This is a genomic window from Singulisphaera acidiphila DSM 18658, assembly GCF_000242455.2.
Classification (GTDB): domain Bacteria; phylum Planctomycetota; class Planctomycetia; order Isosphaerales; family Isosphaeraceae; genus Singulisphaera; species Singulisphaera acidiphila.
The window spans coordinates 8,878,275-8,895,736 of the sequence record NC_019892.1 but is presented as its reverse complement, the minus strand read 5'-3'; the positions used below and the strand labels follow the sequence as shown (position 1 = coordinate 8,895,736).

Genomic DNA, 17,462 nt, shown 5'->3' with positions numbered 1-17,462 from the left:
ATGGAATGATGTCCCCGAATTCACCGTCTCCCGCCGCTGGCGATCGTCCTGTAAACGCGCCGAAACCCCCGGAGAGTTCCGGCTCTGGCTCTGCACCGTCGCGTCGGCTGGCCTCGATCGATGCGTTTCGCGGCTTCGTGATGTTCTTGCTCCTGGCGGAGTGGCTCAAGCTTCCGCAAGTCGCGAAGTCGTTTCCAAAGAGCGAGCTCTGGGCGCTCCTGAGTCGTCATCAGCAGCATGTCGAGTGGGTCGGCTGCTCGTTGCACGACTTGATCCAGCCTTCGTTCTCATTCCTGGTCGGCGTGGCCTTACCGTTCTCGATCGCCAGTCGGCTCGCGCGCGGTCAGTCCACGACCCGGATGGCGGGGCATGCGTTCTGGCGGGCACTCGTGCTGGTCTTGCTCGGGATCTTCCTTCGCTCGATGGGTAAGGACCGCACGAACTTCACGTTCGAGGATACACTGACCCAGATCGGCCTGGGCTATGGGTTCCTGTTCCTGCTCGGCCTTCGACCGGCGCGTGATCAGTGGATTGCGCTGGTGGTCATCCTGGTCGGCTACTGGGGGGCATTTGCGCTCTACCCCGCACCCGGGACCGAGTTTGATTACACGAGCGTCGACGTTCCGAAGGACTGGGCGCACAACCTCAGTGGGTTTGCCTCACACTGGAACAAGAACAGCAACGCCGCCTGGGCCTTCGACACCTGGTTCCTGAACCTGTTCCCGCGAAAAGCCCCGTTTATCGACAACCGTGGCGGCTACGCGACCTTGAGCTTCATCCCGACGCTTGCCACGATGATCTTCGGCCTGATTGCCGGTAACGTGCTCAAAGATGATCGCAAGGCATGGATGAAGCTTGGCTGGTTGACCGCCGCCGGAATCCTTGGCCTTTTCCTGGGGGCGGCGCTTGGGGAACTCGATTTTTGCCCCGTGGTGAAGCGGATCTGGACCCCGAGCTGGACGCTCTTCAGCGCCGGCTGGTGTTTCCTGATTCTCGCGGCTTTCTACGCCGTGGTAGACATGGCCGGCCTATGGTGGCTCACCTACCCGCTGATCATCATCGGTACGAACTCGATCGCTGCTTACTGCCTGCACTGGCTGGTCGAAGACTTCATCACGGCCAACCTCAAAACCCACTTTGGCCAGGAAGTTTTCGCGTCCTTCGGGCCGGCGTACGAGCCGCTCGTCCAAGGCGCGGCGGCCTTGGTGGTGGTTTGGCTGATCCTCTTCTGGATGTACCGCCGAAAGCTGTTTATTAAAGTATGAGTCGGTTTTTCGTGCCTGGGCCAAGAGCGTTTCACCGGTGGGTGGCACACGTCTTGTGGAGATCGAATCACCTGGCTTGAGCGAGCCTTTGCGCCGTTCGACTTTAGCCTCAACGGGGCGTCCCAAAGCAGCCCGGGCAACGCCCCGGGTTTGCCTTGTTTATGGGCGATCTCAGCGAGGACCGTTGTTGTGGTCCGTTACTTCTTCAGCTTCCAGACCCGAATGCGATTCCTGCTTTCGGCCCCCGTCTTGAACTCCGTCGGGCGATCTCCCTGATCTTCCGCCGCGCAAATCTTGATGGTCTCACCATCCCAGGTGTAGATGCCCTTGAGGGAAAGGGCGCCATCGTCCCGCAGAAGGTCATAGGCTTTTGGGGTCTTGTTCGGGTCTAACGTGACCATCGCCGATCGGTCCGCTCCTTGTGCGGTGTAGTGGATCTGATTGCCTTGGACCACAAAGGAGAGATCGGGCAATTCCTGGGCCGGCACCGTCTTGCCTTCGTACTCTTCGGAGACCAAGACCCAAGTCCCCTGATACTTTTCCAGTTCACCCTTGGGTGTCTCGTCAGCGGTGAGCAACAGGCCAGCAAACACGACCGTCAGGGCAAGCGGCCTCATCATGGGGATAGGCTCCTTGGCGACTCAGAAGAGATGCGGCACCTGGACCTGAAGCGGATTCTAGCGGATCTGTACGGCACTGTCTATGACGTTTGTCGTGGGTTGGTGCGGGTACAAATTATCGCAGATATTCAGCATTTTTGGAAACGACCGAGGGGCGGTGGCGATCTGTTGATCGCCACCGCCCCTCGTTGTTGATGTGCCGGACGAGTTCGCAGCAGGGTCAGGAGTTGTCAGCGAACTGGTCGTAGAAGTCGTTGGAGGAGAGCAGGTCGGAGACGAGCTGATCGACGCGACCGCCACGGTTGAGGAGTCCCACCGAGCGGGCGCGCTGCTGGGTGGTGGGGGTGGTGCCGAAGAACTGCTGGTAGAGGAAGCTGACGAAGGCGGATTTACCCGGCTGGCTGAGAACCAAGGAGCTGGCGACCGAGGCTCGCGAGACGCCTTGCCGCAGTTGTCGGGTCAGCCTGGCTTGGGCCGAGGCCGGGATTGCGGTTCCGAGCACGTCTTGGTAGAGGGCGGTCAGGAAGCCGTTGATCGTCCCGCCTCCCTGAGACTGATAGTACTCGTGCGAGCCGAGGACATCGATCTCGGCACCGAAGCCTTGCGCCTTCTTCTGGCTCTGCAACCCGCGGACCACCTCGCGGAAGGTGGGCTCGCGGCGGAGGAAGGTTCGATAGACGGTCGTCACTGCGTTGGCCTGTCCGTCGGGACTGGTCACGATGCGGACGACGACCTTATGCCGGGGAACCCCGATCGCCAGTTGGGTCCGGTAGAAGTCGAGCTCATCCAGGGTTGCCGGCCGACCCACCGAGTTGATGTAGACCTGGTTGAGGAACCGTTCGGTCTGATCGCCGACGACGACCGTGAGGTCTGGCGACGAGGCTGTGGTGAAGTTCGAGTCGCCTTGGTAGACCGCCGTGATGGTGTCGACACCGACCAACAGGCTCGTCGTGACCAGCGTTGCCCTCCCGCTGGAGAGAGTGGCCGATCCGACCAGGACCCCGTTGGCGAAGAACTGGACGGTGCCCGTGGGAGTGCTTGTCCCGGAATTCGAGGCGGAGACCGTCGCCGTCAGGGTGACGGCTTCGCGTGCGGTCGGATTGAGGTTCGACGAGGTCACGTTGATGGTCGAGTTCGACTGCGTCACCGTGGTCGTGGTCGCGCCGTCCTTGGTCGCGAAGTTGGTGTCACCCGAGTATCGGGCGGTGATCGTGGTGGTTCCCAGCGGCGTGGCCGAGGTCGACAGAGTGGCGACGCCGTTGACCACGTTGACGGGGCTCCCGATCGCGGTCCCGTTGCTGTAGAACTGGACGGTTCCGGTGGGGATCCCCGAGCCGGGGCTGATCGCCGTTATGGTGGCCGTCAGCGTCCATTGCTGGCCGAACCCCGCAGGGTTAGGCGTTGCCGTTACCGCGACGTTCGATTGCGACTTGGTCACCGTCACGGAGCTAACCGCGGAGGTGCTCGAGCCGAAAGTGGCGTCGCCGCTGTATTGAGCGGTGATCGAGCTGTTGACGCCGACCGGGAGGGCGGTGGTCGTCAAGATGGCCACGCCATTGACGATGGTCGCCTTGCCCAGCGAGGTTGTACCGCTGAAGAACTCGACGGTCCCCGTGGGATCCCCCGTGACGTTTGTGGCGGTGACGGTGGCCGTCATGGTCACCGCCTGGCCAAAGACGGTCTCAAGCGGCGTGACGGTCAGTACCGTCGTGCTGAGCTGGCCGACCGTCTGGGTGACTGCCGGCGAGGTGCTGGGGTTGTAGTTGCCGTCCCCTTGGTACTGGGCCGTGATCGAGTGGGTTCCCAGGGTCAGCGACGAGGTTGTCAGCGTCGCGACACCATTATTGTCCACGGTAGCCGTGCCAATCGCGACGGAACCGTCGAAGAACTGGACGGTGCCTGAAGGCTTCACGGCGCCGGTGTTGGACGAACTGATGGTGACGGTCAGCGTGACCGGATTGCCCAGGCCTGAGTTTACGGGCTTGACCACGAGCGCAGAGGTCGTGTCCAGCTTGGCGACCGTGACATTGACGGCCGCCGAGTTGCTCCCCCCGAAGTTGGAATCGCCCTGGTACTGTGCTGTGATCGCGTTGGTACCGCCAGGGATGGTGCTGGTCACCAAGGTGGCGACCCCGTTGATCACCGCGCCCGTTCCCAGTGGGGTGGTGCCACTCATGAAGCTGACGTTGCCGGTGGGCGTTCCCGTGCCGCTCACCGCGGCCACCGTGGCTGTCAGCGTCACGGTCGCTCCGAAGCTGACCGAGGTGGGAGCGGCGGTCAGCGTCGTCGTGGTCGCCGGGCTCACCGTCTGGATCTTGATCGCAGAGGTGCTTGTGGTGTAGTTGGCATCCCCCTGATACCGGGCCGTGAGCGAACTGGTGCCGAGCGGTAGGGCCGTGGTGGTCAGCGTGGCTACACCGCCGCTGATCGTGGCAGTCCCCAGCGAAGTCGAGCCGTTGAAGAACTCGACGGTCCCTGTGGGTGTTCCCGAGCCGGGGCTGATCGCCGTGATCGTCGCGGTCAGGATCGTCGGCTGGCCAACGCTCGAGGGGTTGGGCGAAGTGGTCAGCGTGGTGGTCGTGCTCGCCTGGGTGATTGTCGCGATCACCGTCGGCGAAGTGCTCGTTGCGAAGTTGTCGGTTCCCTGGTACTGGGCCGTGATCGAGTTGTTGCCCAGCGGCAGGTTCGTGGTCGACAGGGTGGCCACGCCGTTGCCCAGGGTGGCGGTTCCCAGCGAGGTTGTGCCGTTGAAGAACTCGACGGTCCCCGTGGGGGTCCCTGCGCCTGAGCCGGTCGCCGTGACCGTCGTCGTCAGGGTCACCGACTGGCCGACCACCGAGGAGGTGGGCGCGACGGTGAGCGTCGTGGTTGTGCTCACCTGAGCGACCGTCACCGTGATGGCCGGTGAGGTGCTGGTCGCGAAGTTCGCGTCCCCCTTGTACTTCGCGGTGATCGAGTCGGTTCCCGCGGGCAGGGCGGCGGTGGCCAGAATGGCGGTTCCCGCGTTCAGGGTGGCGGTCCCCAGCGAGGTTGTACCGCTGAAGAACTCGACGGTCCCCGTGGGGGCGTTAGGTTCGCCCGAACCCGTGGCGACGACGGTTGCCGTCAAGGTGACCGTCTGGCCGAAGATGGACGAAGTGGGGGCGGCCGTCACGCTCGTCGTGCTGTCGAGCAGGTGGGTCAGAACGACGTCGTTGCCGTCGCCGCCGGTATAACTGATTTGGAAGGCCTGGTCGTTGACGACGAACGTGGCCCCCTCGGGAAGGCCCGCGAACGTGCCGCTGATTGCCGCGGCGCCCGTATTGTTGATGATGGTGAACTGGTCGTGGCCGGTTGGCGTGTATCCGAGCGTCGACTGAAGCGTGGCGCCTCCGAGCGAAATCTGGCCGGCGACCCCCAACTGGCTGTAGCCCGTGCCTGCGGTCGTGCCGCTCAAGTTCACTACAAAAGTCGATGTGGAATCGAGCGTCAGATTACCGCTACCCGTCAGGATCGCGGGGGATGTGTTCCCCGGGCTCACTGTCCCTGAAGTAGACGTGATGGAGCCAACCGTCCCCGACCCTCGGAGGGTGGTCCCTGCGTTCACGGCCACGGGGCTGCCGCTCTGCTGGCCGTTGACCACCAGAGTGCCACCCGTGATGGTGGTGGTGCCCGAATAAGTATTCGCGGCCGTGAGGTCGAGTTCCCCGGCACCTGCCTTATTCAGACCCTCGGAGCCGGAGATCGCTCCCCCCAAGACGAGAACGGCCCCGGCCTGATCGACCTCGACCGTGGCTGGACCCGAGAACGCGATCGGGAGATTGATCGTGTCGGTCCCCGTGGCCTGCGAGGCGTCGAGCACCCCGGCCAGGTTGATCGCCGACCCATCGATCGTATAACCACCACCTGAGACCGTGAACGAGGCGAACGACGTTCCCGCCGCCAGATCGTTCGTGTTGGTGAGGTTGGCGGCACCGGCGGGGAAGACGAGGTCGCTGCCGGCTGTCGGAGGGGTATCCCAATTGCCGGCATTGGACCAGAGTCCATTAACGGCGCCGCTCCATATGCTTGTGGCGGGGGCCAAGCGGCTCTCCAGGACTTCAAGCCCGAGCCGGTGCTGGCTCAGGCGGCGCGCTCGCCTTTTTGGATCCGACGAACGCCCTGCACCCCAAAGTTTCCGGCGCGGACTGAAAAGCGACATGGTTACAAGTCCCTGGATCAACCTTTGGATGACGAGCGGCAAACGCAGAATAGGCCGCACAAACCATGGAAATCCCCCGGCCAGACACTCAAAAGAAGACCAGCCCTAACCCCCGTGAGGGCTCGTCCTCTTTTTGAGAATCTGGTTGACCTGTTCAATGCTATCACTCATGCAGTCATAGTCAACGGGTCGTTTACGTGAACCACCGTTGGCAAGGAACGCAACGAGGATGAGCCGAAGAGGTCAATCGAGTGAGATCGAATGATCGTGCGGACCGGCTTCCGGATGCCTTGGTTTACGTTATCATCTCTCGTGGATTCGTCGGTTGTGACGATTTGAGAGGGGAAAAAGTAAAGCAGCCGGACGTCGTCGCCATGGGGTAGGACTAGGTGTCTTGCTCAGCGATCGCGACCACCGATACGCCATTATGCAGCATGCAAACGCACGTATCGCGAGATCGGGTCATTTTTGTGGGAATTCTTTCGGAATGAGCGTCCAACGCGGGGAAAAAGGGCGGTTCGTGTCTGATTTCCGGGTGAGTTTTTGGGAAATGCGGAAAATGCAATGGGGGGATGAATCGTTTGTGGTTCGAACCTTTGGCTTGACGTGTTCGATAGAATGGATAATGTGAAAACTACTCGCCAAGGACGGCGAGGCGAAGGTGGTGGACCTACCGATGAAAAGCGTCGGAATTCTCCTCTTCTGGTCGTTTCTGCTCCCTTCCTTTGGGGGGCGTGGCCAGGCTTCCGACTCGGTGAAGTCTCCTCAGGCTGTGGCCTCCACGCTCTCGCATGCGACTCGCCTTCGGCGGTCGGACGGACGGCTTCCGAATAAAGCGTTCGATCATACGGGGCTTGGTCTCTCCCTCTGGGATGGGGAGGATGACGATGACTCGGATGGGGTCGGCCACTTCATTGCCTTCGACGCGCCGCTGACTTCGTCACATGTGGTCGACAACGCGCCTTGGTCGTCGTTCACCTTCTCGCAGACCAAAGCCGTTTGGACCTCCTGCCACCGAATTCCTCTCCGCTGTTGAGTTCAGCCCCCCACGTTTTGCCTTGATCGGCGGGCACGTTCAGTGATCCCAGGATCTGGCTTTGCCGGTATTGCGACGATGTTTCGTCGCCATTGGCTCGGAGCCTCTGGTTTCCCGATCGTCGTGCCACGGCCCCGGTTCCCGCTCTTCCCGGGACGATAAACCGCTGATCCCCCCTTCCAAACCGCTGCTCTGGGCTGATTCCCCAGCGCTCCTTTCTATTCGCAATCAGCAAAAAGAAGGAGAACAAGACCAATGTATTACACTCACTATTTCGCCAATAACGAGTCATTGCTCCGCGCTCGAAACTGGCTGAGCCGACTCGGCTTCGGGCCCGAGAGCATGGAAACCCACACCAACGGGATCCCTCGGCTCTCCGTCGCAGTCGATTGGGGCCGTTGGCCGGTTGTTGAGATGTTGATCAACGCGATCGAGCGGAGCGACCCGCGAGGCTGGCCGGGGCTCTGGGACGTGACCCACCAAGCCCACGTCTATCCCAAGCCACCGATGGGTGAGGGCATGACTGCGCCTTCTCGAGCCAGTTCGACGGCGATCGGCTGGCATCCCCACGACTGACGCGCTGCGACCCGCTCAAGATGATGAGCGGATCGATTCCGGAGCGGGTCGCAGGTGTTGATGGAGTTGACTGAGTCCGTACACTGATTGTGGATGTCGCACGAAGCGGCGATGTCCCGACTGTCAATGAAGACGGTCGAATCGATCGCGAGAGACCCGATCGCCGCGTGCGAGTGGTCGAGTAGCGGCATCGAGTTGAACAACGAAAGGCCGGGCAATGCCCTACCCAAGGGCCTGAATGTCCGGCCGTTGTTTCACGCCAAGAGAGGGGGCATCCGATCTCGGAGGATTCCGAGCGGGTCACTCCTTCCCCCTCGTTGTTCAGTCCGCGCGAGCGAGCAAGCCGAGCGCAGGAAGAACAGGCGGAACAAGTTTCTCATTTATCTGGAATTGGAACGATGACGAAAATTGCTTATCCCCGCGTCCTTGTGGAGACAATTCACGGGGTGACTATCGCGAACTTCGCGGATACCGAAATCCTCAACGAAGAAGTTATCGGCGAGATTGACGAACAACTGCAGGAACTGATCGGAGGACTCGGCCAGGCGGACTTGCTGCTCAACTTCCGCGAGGTTCGCCTGATGTCCAGCACCATGCTCGCCGTCCTTCTCAAATTTGCCCGCCGGGTGTCGGCCGCACAGGGCCGGCTGAAACTTTGCTGCATCGCCCCCGACCTGGCGCAAGTTTTCAAGATCACCCGGTTCGATCGGATCTTTGAAATCTACGACGAAGAATCCAAGGCGCTCGACTCGTTCTAGGCGGCGTATTCGACAAGCTCGTTAATGTTGAAAATCTGAGCTGATGAGTGGCCTGGCCGGATCATTTACGGCTGAGCGCGAGTTCGAGGGGGGTTGGCAAGGGGGCGGAGGGTCAACCACTCGAGGAACCCCAACGGCGTTCCGGGCGTGCTTCACGGCCGTCCGGGACAGGGGGGGCGGAATTTTCCCGTCCTGGTTCCGATTTTGAGACGGGACGGACTCGGTCGCCTCGCCCCTGGGCCCAGAGCCGCAGGTTGCCGAGATGCTTCTGGCCCTTGAGGAAGTAGAACTCGTCGAGCGAGGCGGTTTGCTCCTGGTAGCGACGATCGCGGTCGGCCTCCCAGCCGGTCGAGGGGCTGAGGAAGCCCTCCCGGGCTAACTCGTCCACCAGGACGCTCGCGACAAGTTGGTGCCCTCGGATCGAAGGGTGGACGTGGTCGACGAGCCAGTCGTCTCCGAGGATTCCGTCCCGGCTCCGCGCCGAGAAGAGGTCGACCAGGTCGATCACGGGAGTTCCCGACTCGCGGCCGACGTCGAGCATCGTCTGGCTCATCGGCTCGAGAATCCGTAAAGGGCAGACGTCCGTCTCCTTGGCGTCGATGAACGACCGACGCGCTTCCTCCGTCCGATCCAATTGCTGATAGCATTTCGCGAGCGCGTAGTGGATGCCCGCGTGTCGGTCGTCGATGGCGATCGCCTCCCGGAGACGCTCGATCGCCTTGGGCAGGTTCTTGCCGTAGGACTGGCGGGCCTCGTTCCAGCATGCCTCGAACTGTTGCCGCGCCTCGTTCGACAGGCCTGGCCGGTGCTCCGACTTGAAGGGAGGGGTGTCGAGGTTGTACACGGGATTCATGAGGATGACGGGCACCCGAGCCTCCTGAGCCATCCGGACCATTCGGCGGAGGTTGAACTCGAAGTGGTCGATCACGTCGCGCCGCCAGGTTTCGTCGTGGTGATAAGTTGCGAGTCCCCCTCGATAGTCCAACTTGGCCTCGACTGCGGGGCCGAGGATCGCTTTCTCAGGCGCGTGCGGTCGGCCTCCCAACGCCGTGACCGTGGAGCGGATCAGGCCGAAGAGACGGAGCCCGGACGCCAGTTCAAGGGGACGTCTAATGAATTTCGGCACGTGCGTGATGTGCTGATAGGTGCGATCTTCAAGAAACTCGTTGTGGCCCATGTCGATGAGAAACAGGTCGGGCTGGTAGCCCCGCAACTCCCGCATGACCTCGGCGAGTCGATAACTGGCGTAGGAGGTGCCGCCGCAGTTGATCACTCTCCAGGGGTGTGACGGGTCGGCGGCCCGGAGGCTGAGCTCGAGCCAGGTCGTGTACGAAGTTTCCTTCGCGAACGGCCGACCCTGCACGGTCGAGCCCCCCAAGCAGAAAATGCGAAACTCACCGCGAGGCTTCACGGCATCGAACGACTCAGGGCAGAAGAATCGGTTGTGCGCAGGGGAAATTTCGTAACGCGTGCCGTCGCGGTTGAGGGCGAACAAAGGGTGGACCGCGCTGAAGCCCACGAACGGATCGTCGTGTAGGGCGGGGCGTTGCCAGTCGAGTGCGCGCAGGATCGCTTCGCCTGCGGCGAAAGGCGCAAGGCCAATCAACACCGCCAGCGTGCGGATCAAGATGCCGCGCCAGCCTCTGGGGGGTTTGCCGGCTCGTGGCGTGGGGCTGATTCCGCCAGCGTCTGAAGGGTTCGCTTCACTGCCCGGTGGAAGTGAGGGTGCGGTCATCGCTCGAGGTCGCTCGGCCCTTTTTTTTGCTTTTCCTCTTTTGCAACTTCGCGCCGGGGTCGCTCTCTTCGACGATCCTCAATCGATCGAACCGGGTCAAGATCTCGCGCCTCGCTAGCGGGCCAATTTTTTCCCCTTTTTTCGGACTGGGGATCCGCCTGCTCCCGACGAACCGAGGCCGATCGTGACCGCCACCTCTTGTTCCCTTGACGTCGGGAAGTGGTGGCCAGTGGCGATTGGTCGATCGTCCGATTACGCTCGAATGGCATTCCGAGGACGCTCTCTTCCACTCGGCATGATTCGCGCCTCCAACCTTCGGTCAGGTTCCTCCCCATGCACTTGCTTTGCCTGATGACTTCGCGATCGACGCGGCCCGATCGGATCGCCGCTGACTTCCGGCCGGCGCGATGGCGAGTTTCCCGATGAAGTGGCTCACCAACATCAGGTCTGGCCCTGAGCGGATGCGGGCCCCGATTCGACTGGCGATTTACGTTCGGTATGTGCGCTACTTGCTCTGGGAGTTCCGCTGGCCCTTGGGAGTCTTCTGGTCGCTCGTCTTGGGGGGCGGCCTGGTGCTCCAGCAGTGCTATCATCATCGCCCCCTGACTTACGTGGAGGGGTGTTACAGTGTTTTCCTGCTCATCTTCCTCGAGCCCTACCTCGACTTTCCCGATGAGTGGTATCTCCAGCCTCTTTTCTTCCTGCTGCCGATCGTAGGACTCGGGGCGGTGGTCGACTCGCTCATCCGACTCGGCTACCTCACGTTCACCAAGAAAAGCCAGTTACCGGAGTGGCAGCGAATGATGGCCTCGTTGTATCGCAACCACATGATCGTCGTCGGGCTGGGCAAGGTCGGGTTCCAGATCACCCAAGGAATCCTGGCGCTCCGCGAGCCTGTGGTCGTGATCGAGCGGGTGGGGACTGACTCGACGCTACTCGACGAGATCATCGACCTAGGGGTGCCGGTCATCCGGGGCGACGGCCGGAATGCGAAGACGCTCGAGTTGGCCGGGATTGGCCATGCCCGTGCGGTCATCCTCGCGACTAGCGACGACCTGACTAACCTCGATGCCGGCCTCACGGCCAAGGACTTGAATTCCGAGGCCAAGATCGTGCTCCGCCTGTTCGATGAGTCGCTGGCGGTCAAGATTGCCGGTGCCTTCTCACTGCCGGCGATCTCGACCGCCCAGGTCTCAGCCACGGCGTTCATTGCCGCGGCCACAGGGCGCAAGGTCTATCAGCGCTTTCAACTCGCCGACAAGCCGCTCCACCTGATCGACCTGACGATTTGCCCGACCGGCAAGCTTGTCGGCCGGACGGTTGGTGACGTCCAGGCCGATTCCCAGGTCAACGTGGTCATGCACCACGGAAAGGCCGGCGTCAACGTGAACCCGGGACACGAGATCGTGTTCGAACCGGGCGATATGCTCCTCGTGATCGCGCCGATCGACCGGCTGATCGAGCTGGAATCGACCAACCAGTCGGGCCAGCGCCCCGAGGACGCTGCGAGTTGCGCTGCGGTGCTTCCTCAATAGCCTTGGTTCGCTTGGGTTGACGCAACCGGTCGGCTCGCGAACGCGGCACGCAGCGCGTCGCCGGTCGCCCGGTGGGGGACGTTGCGCACGCTCCAATCCAAAAGGGCGATCGTACAAACCTCAGGCCACCCCTGTCCGGCTTCAACGTGCGGGCGGCTCGATTCCCCGACGAGCCAGTCCGGATTTCCTTGGCGGCGGAGCGGAGCCTCATGGCTCCGGCCGCGTTCGTAAACTCATTGACAATGATACTATGATTGCGTAAAGTCGCTTGCATTGAGACTGGATCTCAATCTCGTCTGTTCCCCCCCCCGGCCTGTTGCCACCGACTCTCCCAGTCTGGCGATGGGTTGTATCCCGAAGAACGCGGGGGTTCACAACCGATCGAGCCCTAGTCCGGCTTGATTGGGAATCCCCGGGCGGATGATCTCTTTCATGAAACCTCAAGACTCCCGGGATCGGCGGCCTCGTGGTCGCGGTTTCACGCTGATTGAATTGCTGGTGGTGATCGCGATCATCGCCGTTTTGATCGCTCTGCTGCTGCCGGCCGTTCAGGCCGCGCGAGAGGCTGCGAGGCGAGCGCAGTGCAGTAATAACTTCAAGCAGCTCGGTCTCGCCATGCACAATTACGAAGGCACGCACAACGTGCTCCCCTCGGGCCGTGCGAGTTCGCCGCTTGTCTGGTCGTCACTCGCGATGTTCCAGCCGTTTCTCGAGGGGAACAATGTCTTCAATGCGTTGAACTTCTCCATTTCTCCCCTGGACGTGGGTAACCAGACAGGGGTACGCATCACCATCTCCGCTTATCTTTGCCCGAGCGATTCGTTGGATCGGATCCATCCCGACTTTGGGCCTAACAGCTACGTTGCCAACGCCGGCACGGGCGTGGCCAACGGGGGGAGCTTCCGGCCACAGGATGGCCCGGAGTTGGTGGACGGCCTGTTCTTCGACAAGTCGGTCGTCCGATTTGCCGAGATCACCGATGGTTTGAGCTCGACTGCTGCCTACAGCGAGACGATCAGGGGGACCGGGAGCGATACGTCGGGGGCCAAGCCCGTCGATCCGGTTCGGCAGTACGCCCAAGGCGCTGCGAATACGCCGCTGACGGATAGTTTTTGCGAGGCGGTGACTCTCTGGAGCGGCCAGCGGACGCGCGAGTGGGCGCGCGGCAGCTTCTGCTTCGCGACCTTCAATCACTATCTGACCCCCAACAGCAAAAGGCCCGATTGCACTTCGGGCGCTGTCATTGGGCGCTTCGCCGCCCGAAGTTTCCATTCGGGTGGGGTCAATCTCCTGTTCGCTGACGGTCACGTCCGGTTTGCCAAGGATTCGATCAATGTCGCGACATGGCGGGCCATCGCCACGCGCAATGGGGGAGAGGTTATCTCCGCCGATCAACTCTGATGTCAGGGATCGGTGCGGGAGAAATTCCCTTGATGGCTGCCGGATGGCACGTGTCCGGGCGCGCAACTTTGAGGATCAAGATGAGGCGATACCCCGCGTTTGCCAGAGCGCTCTTGTTGCCGCTGTTCGTCTGCTCTTGCGGGGATGATGCACGCCGCGATCCGACCGTGTATCCGGTCTCGGGGCAGGTCGTCGTGGATGGAAAGCCTGCCGAGGGGGTTGTCGTCCGGTTCCACCTGCTCAATCACTACCGCGATCTCGATGCGCCCCGGCTGTCTGCCACGACAGATGCCTCGGGGCGATTTCAAATGAAGATGGAAGAGGGTGAGCAAGGCGCTCCAACCGGCCAGTACGTCGCGACTTTCCTCTGGCCGGCTCCGGCGGGGGGCAAAGACCGACTTGCCAACGCCTTCACCGAACCGGAGGAATCCGGCTATGTCGCCATCGTCGAGGACCGGCCTGTCGAACTTCCCCCGTTTGTCATTCGGACGAATCGCAAGCGCTGAGGGTTCCGGGGGGCTTGCCACGAAGCCACGGTTCCGTTGTCATCGGCAGCGGAAGACAAATTCGAATACAGAGATACGACAATAAATCATTTATTGTCATTCCCGGGAGATCAGGGTCATTCGTAAAACTCTTCTTGTCATGCATCGTTGGGTTGCCCTGGCGGTTGGCCTTTTTGTCTTCTTGGTCAGCCTGACCGGTGCGGCCTTGGTGTTCGAGAACCAGATCGACCGTGTTCTCAATTCAAGGCTTTTTTATGTCAAGCCTCAAGGCGAGCGGCTGCCTTTGCAGCAATTATTGGAGCGTGTTCGTTCAACGTATCCCGAAAATCGGGTGACCTCGGTTCGTCTGGCCGAGGGGGCGGGGCTGTCGTATCAGTTCCAACTCAGCAAGCGGATCACGGTTTACGTCGAGCCCTACACGGGGCAAATTCTCGGGACGCGCAGCATGGAGCAATGGGAGGTTGGGTTGGCCCGACGCCTGCATCTGCTCCATACCCGACTGATGGCGGGCCAGACCGGCGAACGGATCGTCGGCGTGATCAGTTTCTTGACGGCGTTCCTGGTCGTGACGGGCCTGATCTTGTGGTGGCCCGCCTGCATTCTTACCTTCCGTCGGCGCGGGTCCTGGAAGCGATGGAACTCCGATGCCCATTACGCGCTTGGTTTTTACACCGCTCCGATTGCGCTGGTGATGGCCGTCAGTGGCGTGATTATCGCCTTTGGCGATTTTGCCGACCCGTTGATCGATCGCCTGAATGCGGAGCCGCCCCCGGCGCGTCCAACCCGAGTCGCCTCGACGTCGAACGACCGCCCGATCAGCCTCGACGAAGCCTCGCGGATTGCCCGAGAGACCCTCCCCGGAGCTGCGCTGGTGCTGCTCGCGTTCCCCGAAGGAGCGCGGCCGATCGTCGCCCAGATGAAGTACCCCGAGGATCGCACGCCGGCCGGCCGGAGCCGGGTTTTCCTCAATCCGTACAGCGGTGAGCTTCTTCTGGTGGAGAGCGCTCGCCAGGCCGGGTTGGGGACCCAACTCCACAACCTGAAGCGGTCGCTCCACACCGGGGATATCTTCGGATGGCCGACCCGCATCCTCTACTTAATCGCTTCCTTGATCCTGGCATTGCTGTGGGTGACAGGGATGTTCATGTGGTGGCCGGCTTTTCGCGCGCGGCGGAAGAATCGATTGGCCCAACGAGCGACTGTTCGGGAGACAATCGGGGAACGTGGTCATTGATTCCGGGCTGGTCTGGCCCTTCAGTGACCGTACGAACTCACCAAGGGATCACTCACCAAGCGTCTTCCCGCCGCTTCCGCATTGCATCCGCGTTCCCGGAAAAGGCAGCCGCATTGTAGAGGATTCCGCTGAGAGGCTCTTCCGTACTGGTGTGGCCCGCCCGCCTTGGTCGGGTGCCGTCACACCAAGGCGGCGCCTCTCAATCCACTCCAACTGTCCACTCTCTCGAAGCCCGTTTCTGGCCACGGGATCCGGATCCCAAGTTTACTGGTTCCGGATCCCGGGTGGGGCATTGCGAACCAGCCTTGCCCGCGATATTCACTCACGGGGCCGGGCGTGAGGCTGTTCCGAGCCGTGATCTCAGTAGCCTGGTTCGTTGCCGGGCTTCCATTTGATGTTGCAGCCGAGGCTCGGCTTCTGGGTCGGCGCAACCGGTTGGCCTGCGAGCACGGCGTCGAGCGCCGTTCGTAGATCGTTGCCGGTTACAGGGACGCCGTTGCCCGGCCGGCTCTCGTCCATCTGGCCGCGATAGACCAGGGTTTGATCGCGGTCGAAGACGAAGAAGTCCGGGGTGCAGGCCGCCTGGTAGGCTTGGGCCACGGCCTGGCTCTCATCGTAGAGGTAGGGAAAGGTGTAGCCGACTTCCGCCTTCTCCCGTGCCATCAACTCGGGCCGGTCGTCCGGGTGCGAGATCACGTCATTCGCACTGATGCCGACCACTGCGACTCCTTTGGCCTGGTATTCTCGCCCCAAGGCCGCCAGTTCATGGCGGACATGCTTGACGTAGGGGCAGTGATTGCACAGAAAAATGACGAGCAGCGCTTTCGCGTCTTTGAAGTCGGCCAGGGAGACGGTCTCTCCCTCGGTGCCGGGGAGGCGGAAGTCGGGGGCTTTCGACCCGAGAGGCAGCATGGTGGACGGCGTTAGCGCCATGGAGAGAGCTCCAATCCAAAAGTACTCGCGAAACGTGGGCGTTGACAGCAGAACGCCTTGAATCGGAATTATAGCCCCCTGGGATACCACGATCCTCTCCGATCAGCAGGTCCAGGAGGGGGAAAACTTTTTCGGGTGGACCCCGACTGCAATCTTCATTTCAGCAAACCCGGCAATTTCAGCATCATCACCGGCGTTCTCGTGAACGGTTCAAGTCGGCAGTCTTGTCCATCCTCGAGCGGGATCGTCTCTAACTCGGAAAGGGGCCGCCCGCCCGTTGTCAATGCCCGCTCGTGGAGATAGGATTGCACGCATGACCGGGAGACGGGCGTCGCGTTGAAAATGTCCGCAGTCAATAAAATGTAAATTGACTCTCACATGAGGTTGCGTTCACGACGCTCGTCCTCGGGCTCGATTTGAGGCGGTTCTCGTCGTCCACGAAGGGAGAATTCGATGCTCTGGGTCCGTCGTCTGATCGTCATGCTGGCTGTGGTTGCCGTGGAGGGGACTTCGGCCCACGCGCAGTTCAACTATCCCGGGGGCTACGGTGGCTGGGGCTGGGGCGGCTGGGGCGGGGGAGTCGGGACCGTCCAGGGCGATGTGGCCCGGGGGCTAGGCGTTTTCGCGGAGGGGGCCGGCATTTATAACCAGCAGACTGCCGTGGCCAACTCGATCAATGCCGACACGGCGATGCGCTGGAACCAGTACGTCTGGGAGGGGCAGCAGGAGGCCAATCGCCGCTATCACGAACGGCTTGCCCGGCAACGTCAGGGCATTAACCAGGCGCGCGAAGAGGTGGCCCGCCGGCTGCGGGACAACCCCGAGCCACGCGACGTCGTGCGCGGCGACGCGTTGAATGTGGCGTTGGACGAATTGTTGAACCCACGCGTGTACTACCGAGGTCTGAAGGCGACGGGCGTCAAGGTGCCCGGTACGCTGATTCGGGATATCCCGTTCCAGTACGCGGCGGGGGCAATCACGGTCAGCGTCGATCAGTTGACCAAAGGGGGGCTCCCCGAGCCCTTGAAGGCTGAGCCGTTCGCGGCCGATCGCGAGAATCTCAAGGAACTGGCCGCCGAACTTCGCAAGCAGAATGAGGAGAAGGGCGAGTTCGACACCGCGACGCTCGAGAAGGCGCAGGAGGCGATCCGCGCGATGCGGACCAAGGTCGAAGCGACCATTCCCAGGGGAACTCGTCAACGGACCGAGGCTGAGCGTTATCTCAAGGCCCTTTTCGGTCTGACCCGAATGCTGCAAACCCCGGCGATCAACGTCCTTCTGGCCGGGGTCGAAAAGCGCCCCGAGGTTACGCTGGCCGAGCTCTTGACCTTCATGAGTGCGAATAACCTTCGCTTCGGAATCGCGAGCAGTCCTCGCCAGCAAGAGGTCAACACCACACTCTTCCCTCTGCTGGTCAAGGCCCGCGACGAGGCTGCGGCATCCCTGGCGGGCACCGAGGTCAAGGCCGACAAGAACGGTGACTCCCGCCCCTCCGACTTCTTCGCGGAGATGCCTCTGGAGGCACTCGACCGCAAGCCGAGTAAGACGCCGGCGCCGCCTGCCCCTGCGCCCCAATGAGCGAACCATTGCGGAAGAACCCTGTGAGTTCGCCCACGAATGTGGCGGATTCACAGGGAGGTTCTCCCAGCGGGCGGTCAGCCCGTGCGATGGGGAGATCGGCGC

The 17,462-nt window shown here is 61.9% G+C and carries 13 protein-coding genes; 9 read left to right on the top strand and 4 right to left on the bottom strand.

The genetic code is table 11. From position 1 onward, the window contains the following. Positions 1-8 precede the first annotated feature (8 nt). A complete protein-coding gene (locus SINAC_RS34490) occupies positions 9-1,265 on the top strand; it encodes an acyltransferase family protein (RefSeq protein ID WP_015250163.1) in 1,257 nt (418 codons plus the stop codon). 197 nt (positions 1,266-1,462) lie between these two features. Here SINAC_RS34490 and SINAC_RS34485 read toward each other — a convergent pair whose 3' ends face one another. Together SINAC_RS34485 and SINAC_RS34480 are read right to left on the bottom strand one after the other, a co-directional pair. Further along, positions 1,463-1,885, bottom strand: coding sequence for a TIGR03067 domain-containing protein (locus SINAC_RS34485; protein WP_015250162.1), 423 nt, complete (start codon positions 1,883-1,885; stop codon positions 1,463-1,465). A gap of 220 nt (positions 1,886-2,105) precedes the next feature. Further along, positions 2,106-6,065, bottom strand: a complete 3,960-nt coding sequence (locus tag SINAC_RS34480) for a beta strand repeat-containing protein (RefSeq protein WP_015250161.1) — start codon at positions 6,063-6,065, stop codon at positions 2,106-2,108. Between the two features lie 676 nt (positions 6,066-6,741). Between SINAC_RS34480 and SINAC_RS34475 the strand changes: the two genes are divergently transcribed. The 3 genes from SINAC_RS34475 to SINAC_RS34460 all read left to right on the top strand — a co-directional run bounded on the left by SINAC_RS34475 (position 6,742) and on the right by SINAC_RS34460 (position 8,435). Beyond that, entirely contained in the window at positions 6,742-7,101 is a 360-nt protein-coding gene (locus tag SINAC_RS34475) for a hypothetical protein (protein ID WP_015250160.1), read from the top strand. A 255-nt stretch (positions 7,102-7,356) separates the two neighbouring features. Beyond that, positions 7,357-7,677 (top strand): hypothetical protein, encoded by a 321-nt coding sequence (locus SINAC_RS34470; RefSeq protein WP_015250159.1) that lies wholly within the window; start codon positions 7,357-7,359, stop codon positions 7,675-7,677. A 398-nt stretch (positions 7,678-8,075) separates the two neighbouring features. After that, positions 8,076-8,435 carry an STAS domain-containing protein gene (locus tag SINAC_RS34460; protein ID WP_015250158.1) on the top strand — a complete coding sequence of 120 codons (360 nt, stop codon included), beginning with the start codon at positions 8,076-8,078 and terminating at the stop codon, positions 8,433-8,435. 112 nt (positions 8,436-8,547) lie between these two features. Here the strand turns inward: SINAC_RS34460 and SINAC_RS34455 are convergent, their stop codons facing one another. After that, positions 8,548-10,170: a GDSL-type esterase/lipase family protein gene (locus tag SINAC_RS34455; protein ID WP_015250157.1), complete on the bottom strand. Its 1,623-nt coding sequence runs from the start codon at positions 10,168-10,170 to the stop codon at positions 8,548-8,550. Positions 10,171-10,592: 422 nt separating this feature from the next. Here SINAC_RS34455 and SINAC_RS34445 point away from each other — a divergent pair, with 422 nt between their 5' ends. The 4 genes from SINAC_RS34445 to SINAC_RS34430 all read left to right on the top strand — a co-directional run bounded on the left by SINAC_RS34445 (position 10,593) and on the right by SINAC_RS34430 (position 14,846). After that, complete coding sequence (locus SINAC_RS34445) at positions 10,593-11,705, top strand: potassium channel family protein (RefSeq protein ID WP_015250156.1); 1,113 nt, start codon at positions 10,593-10,595, stop codon at positions 11,703-11,705. A 420-nt stretch (positions 11,706-12,125) separates the two neighbouring features. Then, positions 12,126-13,106, top strand: a complete 981-nt coding sequence (locus SINAC_RS34440) for a DUF1559 domain-containing protein (RefSeq protein WP_015250155.1) — start codon at positions 12,126-12,128, stop codon at positions 13,104-13,106. An 80-nt stretch (positions 13,107-13,186) separates the two neighbouring features. Then, on the top strand, positions 13,187-13,612 hold the full coding sequence (locus SINAC_RS34435; protein ID WP_015250154.1) for a transthyretin-like family protein: 426 nt from the start codon (positions 13,187-13,189) through the stop codon (positions 13,610-13,612). Positions 13,613-13,751: 139 nt separating this feature from the next. Beyond that, the gene (locus tag SINAC_RS34430; protein ID WP_015250153.1) at positions 13,752-14,846 is read left to right on the top strand and encodes a PepSY-associated TM helix domain-containing protein; all 1,095 of its coding nucleotides are present in this window, start codon (positions 13,752-13,754) and stop codon (positions 14,844-14,846) included. A 360-nt stretch (positions 14,847-15,206) separates the two neighbouring features. On the opposite strand, the gene SINAC_RS34425 is transcribed toward SINAC_RS34430, so the two are convergent. After that, positions 15,207-15,779 (bottom strand): thioredoxin family protein, encoded by a 573-nt coding sequence (locus SINAC_RS34425; RefSeq protein WP_015250152.1) that lies wholly within the window; start codon positions 15,777-15,779, stop codon positions 15,207-15,209. A gap of 453 nt (positions 15,780-16,232) precedes the next feature. Here SINAC_RS34425 and SINAC_RS34420 point away from each other — a divergent pair, with 453 nt between their 5' ends. Continuing rightward, positions 16,233-17,357, top strand: a complete 1,125-nt coding sequence (locus SINAC_RS34420; RefSeq protein ID WP_015250151.1) for a hypothetical protein — start codon at positions 16,233-16,235, stop codon at positions 17,355-17,357. Positions 17,358-17,462: the final 105 nt, after the last annotated feature.

Bases quoted from the DNA above. Each gene is read 5' to 3' on its own strand.
- SINAC_RS34445 (WP_015250156.1), top strand. From the start codon at position 10,593: ATGAAGTGGCTCACCAACATCAGGTCTGGCCCTGAGCGGATGCGGGCC.
- SINAC_RS34460 (WP_015250158.1), top strand. From the start codon at position 8,076: ATGACGAAAATTGCTTATCCCCGCGTCCTTGTGGAGACAATTCACGGG.
- SINAC_RS34490 (WP_015250163.1), top strand. From the start codon at position 9: ATGTCCCCGAATTCACCGTCTCCCGCCGCTGGCGATCGTCCTGTAAAC.
- SINAC_RS34485 (WP_015250162.1), bottom strand. From the start codon at position 1,885: ATGATGAGGCCGCTTGCCCTGACGGTCGTGTTTGCTGGCCTGTTGCTC.
- SINAC_RS34470 (WP_015250159.1), top strand. From the start codon at position 7,357: ATGTATTACACTCACTATTTCGCCAATAACGAGTCATTGCTCCGCGCT.
- SINAC_RS34425 (WP_015250152.1), bottom strand. From the start codon at position 15,779: ATGGCGCTAACGCCGTCCACCATGCTGCCTCTCGGGTCGAAAGCCCCC.
- SINAC_RS34440 (WP_015250155.1), top strand. From the start codon at position 12,126: ATGATCTCTTTCATGAAACCTCAAGACTCCCGGGATCGGCGGCCTCGT.
- SINAC_RS34480 (WP_015250161.1), bottom strand. From the start codon at position 6,065: ATGTCGCTTTTCAGTCCGCGCCGGAAACTTTGGGGTGCAGGGCGTTCG.
- SINAC_RS34435 (WP_015250154.1), top strand. From the start codon at position 13,187: ATGAGGCGATACCCCGCGTTTGCCAGAGCGCTCTTGTTGCCGCTGTTC.
- SINAC_RS34430 (WP_015250153.1), top strand. From the start codon at position 13,752: ATGCATCGTTGGGTTGCCCTGGCGGTTGGCCTTTTTGTCTTCTTGGTC.
- SINAC_RS34455 (WP_015250157.1), bottom strand. From the start codon at position 10,170: ATGACCGCACCCTCACTTCCACCGGGCAGTGAAGCGAACCCTTCAGAC.
- SINAC_RS34420 (WP_015250151.1), top strand. From the start codon at position 16,233: ATGCTCTGGGTCCGTCGTCTGATCGTCATGCTGGCTGTGGTTGCCGTG.
- SINAC_RS34475 (WP_015250160.1), top strand. From the start codon at position 6,742: ATGAAAAGCGTCGGAATTCTCCTCTTCTGGTCGTTTCTGCTCCCTTCC.